Raw genomic sequence first — 11,727 nt, forward strand, 5'->3', positions numbered from 1 at the left:
CGACTCAGTTCGGGATGGGTCCTACGCACTCGTGTGCAGGATGCTCCGCATGCTTTACGACGGCGCATTGCCCCGCCCAATCCAGCGCTATTCCGCGTGTCCGGGTGCGCAGGTACTATATGCGCCATGGCTAGGGGCAGAATTCCGGATAGTGACATCGAGGCTATCCGTGAGCGCGCCAACATCGCGGACATCGTGGGGGAGTACGTTCAGCTCAAGCCTGCCGGGCATGACTCTCTGAAAGGCTTGTCGCCCTTCAAGGATGAGAAGACCCCGTCGTTCCATGTACGCCCCGCCCGCGGTTACTACCACTGTTTCTCCACGGGCAAAGGCGGCGATGTCTTCTCCTTCATGATGGAGATGGAGCAGCTCTCTTTCCCTGAAGCAGTCGAGGCGGTCGCGGAGGAGATCGGCTACCACATCAATTACCAGGGCGGATCCACCGGTGCGCGCGATGTGAAGCCCGGTACCCGCGCACGTTTGCTCGCCGCCAACAAGTCTGCGCACGAGTTCTACCGCGAGCAGTTGGAGACTCCGGAGGCTGAGCCTGGGCGACGGTTCCTGCTCGACCGCGGCTTCGACAAAGACACCATTTACCACTTCGAATGCGGCTACGCCCCGGACGGCTGGGACACGTTGACCAAGCACCTGCTGCGCAAGGGGTTTGACGCCCAGGAGTTGCAAGAGGCGGGCTTGTCCACGATGGGGCGCCGCGGTCCCATCGACAAGTTCCGCCGCCGCCTGCTGTGGCCGATCAAGGATGTCGCCGGTAACGTCATCGGTTTCGGTGCCCGCAAGTTGTTCGATGACGACAATATGGGCAAGTACATGAACACCCAGGACACGATGCTCTATCACAAGTCCAAGGTGCTTTTCGGCCTCGATTTAGCGAAAAAGAACATCGCACAAGGCCACCAGTGCGTCGTGGTCGAGGGCTACACCGATGTCATGGCGATGCACGCCGCCGGCATCACCACCGCTGTCGCTGCGTGCGGCACGGCCTTCGGTAAGGACCACATGAGCATCATCCGCCGTCTCATGCTGGACGACAATTACTTTCGTGGCGAGCTCATCTACACCTTCGACGGTGATGAGGCCGGCCAGAAAGCCGCCATGCGCGCCTTCGAGGGCGACCAACAGTTCACCGGCCAGTCCTTTGTCGCCGTCGCTCCGGAGGGCATGGACCCGTGCGATCTGCGCATGGCCAAGGGGGATTCCGCGGTGCGCAACCTGGTGGCCAGCCGCGTTCCCATGTTCGAGTTCGTCATTGAATCGCTGCTCAAGGACTACTCGCTGGATACTCCGGAGGGGCGCCTGCAAGCTTTGCGGCGTACCGTCCCCGTCGTCGCCCAGATCCGCGACACCCCACTACAAACCGAGTACGCCCGCCAGCTCGCAGGATGGGTCGGTTGGCCGGACCCGAATGAAGTGATCCGCCAGGTCCGCCAGGAAGCGAAGAACCCGTCGAATAAGGGCAACAAGCGTTCTGCGTGGGAGAACGCGACCCCCGCAGCTTCCGATGGCGGCTCCGGCGCGCCGGGTGCTCCCGCCTTCCAGGTGCCTAACCCGGAGGACCCGCGCCTGTGGGCACAGCGTGAGGCTATCAAGGTGGCGCTGCAGTATCCGGGTGCTGCCGGCAGCTACTTCGACGGCATCAACCCAGACGCATTCACCGATCCGGCGTACCGGGCCGTCCGCGACGCCATGGCCAAGGTGGGCGGAGCGGCCAATGCTGGCGCTTCAGAGAGTGCCGGCCCAGCGTGGATCGCGAATGTCGCCGCAGAAATGGCCGATGTGACCGGCCGAAACTTCGTCTCTGAGCTCGCGGTCGAAGAAATTCATGCGGCGGACCCGAGCGCTTACGCCGACTCTGTGCTCTCCCGTCTCCAGGAGGTCAGGGTGGGTAACCAGATCGCGCAGCTGAAGTCGCAGCTGCAGCGTATGCGGCCGAGCGATGATGAGATGGCGTACAACGCCTTGTTCTCTGACCTGGTCGCGCTGGAGCAAGCGCGCCGGGAGCTCAACGACCGCGCCTTCCGCGGATGAGTCTGAAAACGTCTCTCCCCGCTAATATATAGCCTTATGAGCGTTCTGGTTTTGGATCCTCGATGGCCGGACATGATCTCCATCGGTGTCGCCGGCCGGGTGAAGGGTCCTGTCATCTTCACTGACGAGGTGCCCATTGCGGCCCGGTGGAACTTCGGTGACCTCGTTCGCGGGGAGGATGCCGAGGGGCAAGGGTGGCTGGTCACGACCGATCTCCACGATCCCGTTGTGCAAGAACGCGTGGAGGCGGGCGAGGAACTCGTGCAGGTGTCCTCGCTGTTGGATCCGGTGTATCAGGCGCAGCGGGTCATGCGCGCGGCGCGCACCCGCGGAGAGTGGGAAATGGGCCAAACCCATGAGTCGTTGCTGGAGTACCTTGAGCAGGAATCGGCCGAGTTCGCGGATGCTGTACGCACAGAGCAGGGTGACGAGGAGATGAAGAAGGAGCTCTCTGACCTGCTTCTCCAGGTGCTCTTCCACGCTGAGATCGCAAACCAGCGTGGAGCTTTCTCTTTCGCTGATGTCGCGCAGGCGTTCGTGGACAAGATGAAGAGCCGTGCGCCCTATCTGTTCAACGGCAGCACCGGCACCGTGGCTAAAGCTGAACAGGTCCGGTTGTGGGCCGAAGGAAAGAAGCGAGAGATTACGGGCGGGGGTAGCCGTCGTTAAGCGATGCGCTAGCGGCTGGTCACCAATGCGGCCGTTGGAGGGACGTCGCGCGCAGTGACGGAAGAGGAAACTGTTGCTGCAGGGGCACTTTTCTTGGCAGTTCTTTGGGGATGCAAGGATTGGTGAGCCCGCGCGGTAGAGTGTTCGATCGTGACTGCGCCCCGCTACTACGCCCCGAAATCCCCGCCGCCGACTCGGCAAAACGGGCGTGCCGGAGGGTGCGGTGCGGTTCTGGGCGTGGTGATGGCGATTGTACTCATCATCGCGATCGTTTTCTGGCTGTTCAGCAGCATGGGCAACCCGGTGTCCCAGCAGCAACGTCAACCGGTGCCTACGGACCTCCCGCCCGCAGCAGCGCAATCGCCGCCGCTTATCGACGTCCACGGCCCCGGCCGAACCTCTGACCTCCTCGCTGAGTGGGCCGCCCCGATTGCCGAGTCCACCGGCATCGACCCCCAGGCAGTGCGCGCTTACGGCAACGCTGAACTTATTGCCCGTGAGTCGTGGCCGAGCTGCAACCTGCACTGGAACACCCTTGCCGGTATCGGCTGGGTGGAAACGCGCCATGGCACCTATACGGGCCGGATGTTCGACCCGGCCCGGCTAAACGAGAGCGGTGTCGCCGACCCCGCCATCATCGGTCCCGCCTTGGACGGTAGCGAAGGCTTCGCGCGTATTGACGACACTGACGGCGGCCACTACGACAACGACACTGAGTATGACCGTGCGGTCGGCCCGATGCAGTTCATTCCCGAGTCCTGGTCCCGCTATAGCCGCGATGCCAACGGCGACGGCTACGCCGACCCGCAACAGATCGACGATGCAGCGCTGACCGCCGCCAACCTGCTCTGCTTTGGCGGGCGCGACCTGTCTGCGCCGGAGGACTGGCAGGCGGCGATCTTGGGGTACAACCACTCCAACGACTACGTCATCCGCGTCCGCGACGCCGCCGCGAACTACGCGCTGGACCAGCCCGCGCACCGATAGTCGCGAGCGCAGACGGCGGGGCAGTTTTTCTGGAAGAATCGGGGGCGGACAATCCCACCTCTGATCAAAGGAGATTTTCAGTGGCTGACATCATGCTGACGTACGCACGTGAAATCATAGACTCGCGCGGTAACCCGACCGTTGAGGTTGAGGTCTTCCTCGACGACGGTTCCCACGGCATTGCCGCGGTGCCTTCCGGCGCGTCCACCGGCGAGCACGAGGCACACGAGCTTCGCGACGGCGGCGACCGCTACGGCGGCAAGGGCGTCCAGAACGCCGTGACGAACGTCAACGAAACCATCGCGGATGCCATTGCCGGCATTGAGGCGGATGACCAGCGTGTTCTGGACTTGGCCATGATCGAGCTGGACGGCTCCGACAACAAGAAGAACCTCGGTGCTAACGCGATCCTGGGTGTCTCCATGGCGAATGCCAAGGCTGCTGCTGACTCCGCCGGCCTGCCGCTGTACCGCTACATCGGCGGTCCGAACGCGCACGTCCTGCCGGTGCCGATGATGAACATCCTCAACGGTGGCGCACACGCGGACTCTGGCGTGGATGTCCAAGAGTTCATGATCGCCCCGATCGGTGCCGACACCTTTACCGAGGCGCTGCGTCAGGGTGCAGAGGTCTATCACGCTCTGAAGTCCGTGATCAAGGACAAGGGCCTGTCCACCGGCCTGGGTGATGAGGGTGGCTTCGCCCCCTCCGTCGACTCCACCCGCGCCGCTCTCGACCTGATCGTCGAGGCCATCGAGAAGGCTGGCTACAAGCCGGGCGCCGACATCGCCCTGGCTCTCGATGTGGCTTCCTCCGAGTTCTTCGAGAACGGCTCCTACAACTTCGAGGGCGGTCAGCACTCCGCAGAGGAAATGGCCAAGGTCTACGCCGAGCTCGTTGAGGCGTACCCGATCGTCTCCATTGAGGATCCGCTGGATGAGAATGACTGGGGCGGCTACGTCAAGCTCACCGAGGAGCTGGGCGACAAGGTGCAGATCGTTGGCGATGACTTCTTTGTCACCAACCCGGACCGCCTGGCCAAGGGCATCGAGCAGAACGCTGCGAACGCTCTGCTGGTGAAGGTCAACCAGATCGGCACCCTGACCGAGACCTTCGACGCTGTCGAGCTGGCGCACCGCAACCGCTACGCCACGATGATGTCCCACCGCTCCGGCGAGACCGAGGACACCACCATCGCCGACCTGGCTGTCGCGCTGTCTTGCGGCCAGATCAAGACTGGTGCTCCGGCCCGCTCTGAGCGTGTGGCGAAGTACAACCGCCTCATCCGCATTGAGGAAGAGCTCGGCCCGGCTGCTGTGTACGCCGGCCGCAACGCTTTCCCGCGCTACAACAAGTAGCGTTCGTTTCTGGGGCAATGTTCTGAGCGTTGCCCCGCAGCGCGTCGCGCGGGGTCGTGGGGTGGGCGCGAGTACACTTCGTATTCACTATGGCCACACGATCCCCACGCGACTCAGGGCGCGACGCGGCGCAGCGTAACGCACGCGGCGGTAGAACGCAGCGTGACCCGCAGCGCACCCCTGAACGCGCGAACGAGCGCAGCGCACGCCGCGCCCCGCACCGTCTACCACGGACGGTGCCGGTTGCCAGCCGTGATGCCGCACGGGCCAAGGCGCGCGCGAAGAAACCGCGCCGCATGGAGATGCTCAAAGGCGACATTGTCGGCGTGGCCGTCCTGATCACCGTGGTGCTGATCGTGCTGATTGCTATCGCGGTGCCCCTGCGCAACTACTACAGCGGCCGCGAAGAGATCGCCCGGTTGGAAGCGTCGATCGAATCGAAGAAGCAGCAAAAAACTGAGCTCGAAGAGAAAATCGATCGTTACAACGATCCCGCTTACGTTGAACAGGAAGCCCGCCGACGCCTAGGCATGATGGCGCCCGGTGAGACGGCGTGGCGCATCATCGACCCGCGCATGCAGTCGGATGCAATCACAACGTCGCGCGGTGACGAGATTGACCCGGACACCCCGTGGCACACCGTGATATGGGATTCGCTCCGCGAGATCCCGGAAAAGCAACCCGAGACCGAGGGCGCGCCTGAAGAGCCTCCGGCACCCGAAGAGCCACCGGCACCTGCGCCCGAGGAACCACCGGCCGAGCCGGCTGAAGCACCTGTGGAACAATAGCGTCCATGAGGGAAGACCTAGAGATTGTCGCCCGCCAGCTCGGGCGCGAGCCGCGCGGCGTACTAGCCATCGCGTACCGCACGCCCGACGGCCAACCGGCTGTGGTCAAGACCGCGCCCAAGCTTGACGACGGCACCCCGTTCCCCACCCTGTACTACCTCACCGACCCACGCCTGACCGCTGAGGCTTCCCGCCTGGAGGTCGCGCAGGTGATGAAGTGGATGGAATCCCGTCTGGGCACCGACCCAGACCTCAAGGCGGACTACCGTGCCGCCCACGAGCACTACCTGGCCGAACGCAACGCCATCGAGGACCTCGGCACCGACTTCTCCGGTGGTGGCATGCCGGACCGGGTGAAGTGCCTGCACGTCCTGATCGCCTACGCGCTGGCGGAGGGGCCGGGCCGGGTCCGCCTGGGCACGGAAGCGGTCGCTCTCGCAGCCGAGCACGGCAACATGCGCGGCACCGCGATCCCGGAAGACTGGCCGACATTGGACGATCTCGGCATCACGCTCGAGGAAGCAGGGGAGGGCCTGGCATGACGGCCGGGAAAACCGTCGCGGCTGTGGACTGCGGCACGAACTCCATCCGTTTGCTTATCGGCGCCATCGAGGAGGACGGTGCGCTTCGGGAAATCACCCGCGAAAACACCATCGTCCGTCTCGGGCAGGGGGTGGACGCTACCGGTCGACTCGCTCCCGAAGCTATTGAGCGCACGCGCGAGGCTCTCGCCGCGTACGTCGACCGCATGGAGGCTGAAGGCGTGTCCGCCGTGCGTATGGTGGCTACCTCCGCGACCCGCGATGCGTCCAACCGTGACGACTTTTTCGACATGACCGCCGAGCTTCTCGGCCGCATACAAGACGGCGCCCAAGCCGAAGTCATCAGCGGGGAAGAGGAAGCGGAGCTGTCGTTCAAGGGCGCGACCCTCGACATTGATTCTGACCGCGGCCCGTTCTGCGTTATCGACTTAGGCGGTGGCTCCACTGAGTTCATCGTCGGCACTGCAGCGGGGGAGATCCTCGGTGCTTACTCCACCCAAATGGGCTGCGTCAGGCTGACGGAGCGCATCCTGCGCAGTGATCCGCCGACGGGGGAGGAGACGAGTGAGGCGCGCGGATACGTCGATAAGCAAATGGCGGAGGCCGCGGAGACCGTGCCTGTCCCGCAGGCCGCGACATTTGTCGGGTGCGCAGGAACATTCACCACGCTCAGCGCGCTGGCGCAGGACCTTGATTACTACGATCCCGAGCGGATCCACATGTCCAACATCCCGTTTGCGCGGATGCGCGAAATCACCGGCTGGCTGCGGTCAGCGACAGCGAAGGAACGTGCGGCGAACCCCGTGGTGCACCCCGGGCGTGCCGACGTCATCGGGTCCGGGTCTGTCATCGTCGAGCAGATGATGACCGCGTTCGAAGCGCACGGAGCCGAGTCTTTCGTGATCAGCGAAAAAGACATCCTCGACGGGATCGTCGCGGGGTTGATTTAGGCTCTAATCCTCGTCGGGTTCGTAAATCTCGTGCTCGAGCTCCGGCCCGGTGCTCTTCTTGCCGCGCTTGAGATCCTTCACCTCGCGCATACGCGGCTCCGGGTCGAGCTGATTCGCGATGGCTTTGCGCGTCGAGCGGACAACCTGCTGCGTCACAGGCGAATTGACCACTTTCTGGGTGGTGTCGACGATCTGGTGGTATCGCTTGCGCCCCGCCTTCGTGCCAAACACGTACCCGGCTGCTGCTCCGACGACGAACTGAATCATGCGCCCGAGTCTACCTGCTCGCAGTTGTTCGTCGAGAGCGAGGCTTTCGCTTAACGACGAAACCCAGCGCATTCCTGTGCTGGGTTAATCTGCTCCCGCAACTGGGCTCGAACCAGTGACCCTTCGATTAACAGTCGAATGCTCTGCCAACTGAGCTATGCGGGAATGCTGCTGTGCAACGTTTTGCTACTTTAGCCCGTAGGTGTTCACAGTGACAAATCGCCAGTAAGTACGCGCTTTTCGGCTTCGTTCGGTAGTGTGGTGCCCGGTTTCATTGGGCTGAGCGCGCGCGGATATACTGACTCGCTGCGAGGGGCTATAGCTCAGTCGGTTAGAGCCGCGGACTCATAATCCGTTGGTCGCGGGTTCGAGCCCCGCTGGCCCCACTTATTAGGCATGGAACCCGTGTGTTCGGTGTTATGTGCCTGGTTTTCCGACTCGGCCAATTTAGTTTCCGTGTTGGTGATATAGTCAGGAAAGTCCTTGCGGTTAACTGTCAAACCGCTGTCTATGGACTGCCTGTCATTTTCCCGTTCGCCTCGCTCAACGCGGTCGTTGCGCCCGGCGTTCGCCTTTTCCCACATGGAGACACAATGAAGATGAACCTCCGCCGCGCGCTCGCCGGCTTCACCTCGGGAGCCATCGCGGTATCTGCGCTGGTTGTTCCCTCCGCCGTTGCTCAGGAGGCGACGACGACTGACGTTAATCTGCCGCTTGCTTGCTATGTTCAACCGAAAGGTAGCGCTGCATTTGCAAGAACCTCCCTTGATCTCGGTAATGACTTTGCACTCGCTTTCAAAGCAACCGCACCTGACACTGTGCAGGTTGGCGAGGAATTCGAGTACGTAATTGACCCCGGTTCAGTCGCTTTTCCCACTGTCATGAGTGCGCAAGGAAAAACGGTTGCCGTAAAGCGTTTATCCCAAGCCAATCTGTGGATCGATCTTCCGGACAACGTCGAGCTCACTTCTTTCGAATTTGATCAAAACACTCCTCGTAAATTCAGTGTTCTTGAAGAGGGGGGTCGTCTTCGTTTTGTCGGTGAGCAACAACGCAAAGACCCTGTCGAGGTCGGTCCGGTGGGGTTTACCGGGAAGAACGTTGGCGATAACCCCGCCGAGTGGGTAGCTAGTAACGAGGGACGCTGGTTCTACGGTGGTGCAGAGATTTTGAAGCCGGGCGACGAGAAGCTGCCTAAGGTGACGCTGAAGCTCAAGGCGACTGGTGAGCCTGGCTCTACCGTACAACCATCCATCCGGAAGACGGATGCTACAACGCTCAACCCCGACGCATTCGTACAGGGCTTGGTCCAGGGGAGCACGAAGGTGTTTTTCTCAGAGAAAAACATCAACGCGTTGGTTCGCTGCGGTCTCTCTGAGGATTACACCGCCCCTGGCGGTAAGAAAGCAGCTGCAACTCCGTTTCCGGCTGTAAAGATCGTTGAAAAAGAGGAGTCGACTGAAGAACAGCCGGTTCCGGTATCCCCTACAACCCAGGAATCGTCTGCACCGGTGACGTCTGAGGAGGAGAAGTTGACTCCGAAAACGACAACGTCCGCTTCGGAGGAGGCCGAGCCGACGACACCAACCGATGCTTCGGCGACGTCTGAGCGAAACGACGAGGAGTCCACAACCAAACAACAGGCTGAGCCGACCGATAAGCAGGACGAGAAGCCGACGACGACGACCACCGAACAGGCTGAGCCGACTGACGAGCAGAGCGAGAAGCCAACGACTACTACCTTGACGACGTCTGAAACGAACGACGAGGAGTCGAGCACTACTTCGACCACGTCGGAGAAGCAGGATACTGGGTCCAGCAAGGCGGCTGAGCCGACTGACGAGCAGAGCGAGAAGCCGACGACGACCACCGAACAGGCTGAGCCGACTGACGAGCAGAGCGAGAAGCCAACGACTACTACCTCGACGACGTCTGAAACGAACGACGAGGAGTCGAGCACTACTTCGACCACGTCGGAGAAGCAGGATACTGGGTCCAGCAAGGCGGCTGAGCCGACTGACGAGCAGAGCGAGAAGCCGACGACGACCACCGAACAGGCTGAGCCGACTGACGAGCAGAGCGAGAAGCCAACGACTACTACCTCGACGACGTCTGAAACGAACGACGAGGAGTCGAGCACTACTTCGACCACGTCGGAGAAGCAGGACACTGGGTCCAGCAAGCCGGCTGAGCCGACTGACGAGCAGAGCGAGAAGCCAACGACTTCCACCTCGACGACGTCTGAAACGAACGACGAGAAGCCGACCACGACCACGACCGAGAAGAAGGACCCCGAGTCCAGTAAGCCGGCTGAGCCGACTGATAAGCAGGACCCCGAGTCGAGCAAGCCAGCTGAGCCGACGGAGAAGAAGAACGAGAAGCCGACCACGACGACGACCCCTGAGGACCCGCAGTCACCCACGACCACGACGACGGAGGAGGCGCCGAAGGGCCCGGCCAACCCTTCCGACGGCTCCGGGAATGGTTCCACTGGAGGATCCGTAAAGGGCTCGTCTGAGGGCTCCGCGAAGGGACTCATTGACGGTTCTTCCGAGCTGTCCTCTTCGCCGATGGGCAAGATCGTGCTGATCACGCTCGGTGTGCTGGCTGGCCTGGCAGGCCTCGTGGGCATCTACAACTGCTTCGAGCGCAACGGCTACATCCAGAACTGCCTCGAGCGAATCGGCGGTATCAAGCTCCCGAAGTTCTAAACCCTAGGGATTAGCGTCCCGTAAAACCGAGACCTCCCGCGACCCAGCCATTGAGCTGGAGTCCGGGAGGTCTTCTATTGCTTAGCCCAACCGGACAGGGGGCTAGTCGGTGATGACCGGCCCGTCGATAGCTGCAATGGAGTTGGCCAGCAGCGCGGTGAAGAACGGCACGGAGTCGGGGTAGATGAACTCGTACCGGGCGTGCGCGCCAGCGCCACCAGCGCCCAGGCCGCAGACGACGGGTGTGCCGACAGCCGAGATGAAGTTGGCGTCGGACCCGCCGCCGACGGCAACCCCCTCGAAGTCAGAGTGGCCCAAAGCTTCGGCCTGGGACTTGAACACCTGGAAGAGCGCCTCAGTGCCGTCGGTATGCACCATCGGCGGCCGGTTCCAGTTGCGTTCGCACTCGATGGTGACGCGGTCGTCGGACCAGGTGATGGTGTCGAGGGCGGCGTCGATACGCGCGGTTTCCTCCGGGACCCAATGGCGGACGTCGAGCTTGGCGGTGGCCGTGCCCGCGACGACGTTGGCGCCGGAGCCGCCCTCGATGAGGCCCACGTTGATGGTGGTGCCTTTGTCCGGGTCGGCGAGGTCCGCGGCGGCGAGGCAGAACTCCATGAGGGCGTTGATGGCGCTGGCGCCCTTTTCGGGTTCGAGGCCGGCGTGCGCTTCGATGCCCGTGGCGGTCACGGTGATGTCGCCGATGCCTTTGCGCGCGACCTTCACGTTGCCGTCGACGCTGGCCTCGAGCACGAATGCGGCGTCGGCGTTGCGCGCGGTGTCCTGGATGACGTGCTGCGAGGCAAACGAGCCGATTTCCTCGTCGCCGTTGAAGACGTAAGTCACCGTCGGGTGCGCGATACCGTGGTCTTTAAGCAGCTTGAGCGCCCAAATGCCCTGCGTGAGCCCGATCTTCATGTCGAAGATCCCGGGCGCGGACAACCGTTCGCGCGGGTCGTCGTGAGCCGGCGGGTCCCACGCCGCGACGGTGCCGGCAGGCCACACCGTGTCGTAGTGTCCGACCACCACGACATGGCCGGGCAGCTCGCCGCGGTACGTCAGGGTCACGATGTCGCCCCACTCGCCGCCGTCATGCCGCGTGCGCTCGTCGGGTTCACCGAGCCGCTTATCGACGACCCCCTCCAACACCCTCAACCCCTCCACCAACGCTGGTTTATCGAAGCTGTAGGTCTCCTGGTTGACCAGGAGGAGAGCGTCGTCAAGCATCTCCTTCAGGTGTGATTCAGCGACGGTCAGGTCCAATGGGGCAGTGGTGCTCATGGCTCCGATTGTGCCAAAAGGACTGCGGGGCGCCCCGCCGGTTAATCCGTGTTGAAGCGTCCTGGTTTTCGTTCCGCTTATTGAACGCCCAACGGGTGGGCGTGTGATTGTTGATAGTAGGCGTCTTC

10 protein-coding genes and 2 tRNA genes are annotated in these 11,727 nt (G+C 62.6%); 9 read left to right on the plus strand and 3 right to left on the minus strand.

The features are described 5' to 3' along the window. The first annotated feature begins 126 nt into the window (after positions 1–126). From dnaG to KBX19_RS07970, 7 genes are all read left to right on the plus strand, one after another. A complete protein-coding gene (gene dnaG, locus KBX19_RS07940) occupies positions 127–2,046 on the plus strand; it encodes a DNA primase (protein ID WP_255998265.1) in 1,920 nt (639 codons plus the stop codon). 36 nt (positions 2,047–2,082) lie between these two features. Continuing rightward, positions 2,083–2,715, plus strand: a complete 633-nt coding sequence (locus tag KBX19_RS07945; RefSeq protein ID WP_005289368.1) for a MazG nucleotide pyrophosphohydrolase domain-containing protein — start codon at positions 2,083–2,085, stop codon at positions 2,713–2,715. A gap of 243 nt (positions 2,716–2,958) precedes the next feature. Continuing rightward, complete coding sequence (locus KBX19_RS07950; protein WP_255995586.1) at positions 2,959–3,702, plus strand: lytic transglycosylase domain-containing protein; 744 nt, start codon at positions 2,959–2,961, stop codon at positions 3,700–3,702. Positions 3,703–3,782: 80 nt separating this feature from the next. Further along, complete coding sequence (eno, locus tag KBX19_RS07955) at positions 3,783–5,060, plus strand: phosphopyruvate hydratase (protein ID WP_255998266.1); 1,278 nt, start codon at positions 3,783–3,785, stop codon at positions 5,058–5,060. An 89-nt stretch (positions 5,061–5,149) separates the two neighbouring features. After that, positions 5,150–5,848 carry a septum formation initiator family protein gene (locus KBX19_RS07960; RefSeq protein WP_005289373.1) on the plus strand — a complete coding sequence of 233 codons (699 nt, stop codon included), beginning with the start codon at positions 5,150–5,152 and terminating at the stop codon, positions 5,846–5,848. Between the two features lie 5 nt (positions 5,849–5,853). Next, entirely contained in the window at positions 5,854–6,390 is a 537-nt protein-coding gene (locus tag KBX19_RS07965; protein ID WP_005289375.1) for a DUF501 domain-containing protein, read from the plus strand. Next, positions 6,387–7,340: a Ppx/GppA phosphatase family protein gene (locus tag KBX19_RS07970; protein ID WP_255998273.1), complete on the plus strand. Its 954-nt coding sequence runs from the start codon at positions 6,387–6,389 to the stop codon at positions 7,338–7,340. The genes KBX19_RS07965 and KBX19_RS07970 overlap by 4 nt, the downstream gene beginning before the upstream one ends. 3 nt (positions 7,341–7,343) lie before the next feature. On the opposite strand, the gene KBX19_RS07975 is transcribed toward KBX19_RS07970, so the two are convergent. Both KBX19_RS07975 and KBX19_RS07980 read right to left on the minus strand, forming a co-directional pair. Beyond that, complete coding sequence (locus KBX19_RS07975; protein ID WP_005289379.1) at positions 7,344–7,607, minus strand: integrase domain-containing protein; 264 nt, start codon at positions 7,605–7,607, stop codon at positions 7,344–7,346. Between the two features lie 92 nt (positions 7,608–7,699). Beyond that, positions 7,700–7,772: transfer RNA gene (locus tag KBX19_RS07980), tRNA-Asn, on the minus strand. 147 nt (positions 7,773–7,919) lie between these two features. Between KBX19_RS07980 and KBX19_RS07985 the strand changes: the two genes are divergently transcribed. After that, positions 7,920–7,993, plus strand: a tRNA-Ile gene (locus KBX19_RS07985). Positions 7,994–8,200: 207 nt separating this feature from the next. Further along, on the plus strand, positions 8,201–10,318 hold the full coding sequence (locus KBX19_RS07990) for a hypothetical protein (RefSeq protein WP_255998275.1): 2,118 nt from the start codon (positions 8,201–8,203) through the stop codon (positions 10,316–10,318). A 102-nt stretch (positions 10,319–10,420) separates the two neighbouring features. Here the strand turns inward: KBX19_RS07990 and KBX19_RS07995 are convergent, their stop codons facing one another. Then, entirely contained in the window at positions 10,421–11,599 is a 1,179-nt protein-coding gene (locus tag KBX19_RS07995; protein WP_255998277.1) for a M20/M25/M40 family metallo-hydrolase, read from the minus strand. Positions 11,600–11,727: the final 128 nt, after the last annotated feature.

Origin of the sequence: Corynebacterium sp. CCUG 71335 (assembly GCF_024454075.1) — a bacterium.
Classification (GTDB): domain Bacteria; phylum Actinomycetota; class Actinomycetes; order Mycobacteriales; family Mycobacteriaceae; genus Corynebacterium; species Corynebacterium genitalium.

What these genes read in the sequence shown, in the direction of transcription:
- dnaG (WP_255998265.1), top strand. Translation starts at nt 127, where the DNA reads ATGGCTAGGGGCAGAATTCCGGATAGTGACATCGAGGCTATCCGTGAG.
- KBX19_RS07945 (WP_005289368.1), top strand. Translation starts at nt 2,083, where the DNA reads ATGAGCGTTCTGGTTTTGGATCCTCGATGGCCGGACATGATCTCCATC.
- KBX19_RS07950 (WP_255995586.1), top strand. Translation starts at nt 2,959, where the DNA reads ATGGCGATTGTACTCATCATCGCGATCGTTTTCTGGCTGTTCAGCAGC.
- KBX19_RS07960 (WP_005289373.1), top strand. Translation starts at nt 5,150, where the DNA reads ATGGCCACACGATCCCCACGCGACTCAGGGCGCGACGCGGCGCAGCGT.
- KBX19_RS07965 (WP_005289375.1), top strand. Translation starts at nt 5,854, where the DNA reads ATGAGGGAAGACCTAGAGATTGTCGCCCGCCAGCTCGGGCGCGAGCCG.
- KBX19_RS07970 (WP_255998273.1), top strand. Translation starts at nt 6,387, where the DNA reads ATGACGGCCGGGAAAACCGTCGCGGCTGTGGACTGCGGCACGAACTCC.
- KBX19_RS07975 (WP_005289379.1), bottom strand. Translation starts at nt 7,607, where the DNA reads ATGATTCAGTTCGTCGTCGGAGCAGCAGCCGGGTACGTGTTTGGCACG.
- KBX19_RS07990 (WP_255998275.1), top strand. Translation starts at nt 8,201, where the DNA reads ATGAAGATGAACCTCCGCCGCGCGCTCGCCGGCTTCACCTCGGGAGCC.
- KBX19_RS07995 (WP_255998277.1), bottom strand. Translation starts at nt 11,599, where the DNA reads ATGAGCACCACTGCCCCATTGGACCTGACCGTCGCTGAATCACACCTG.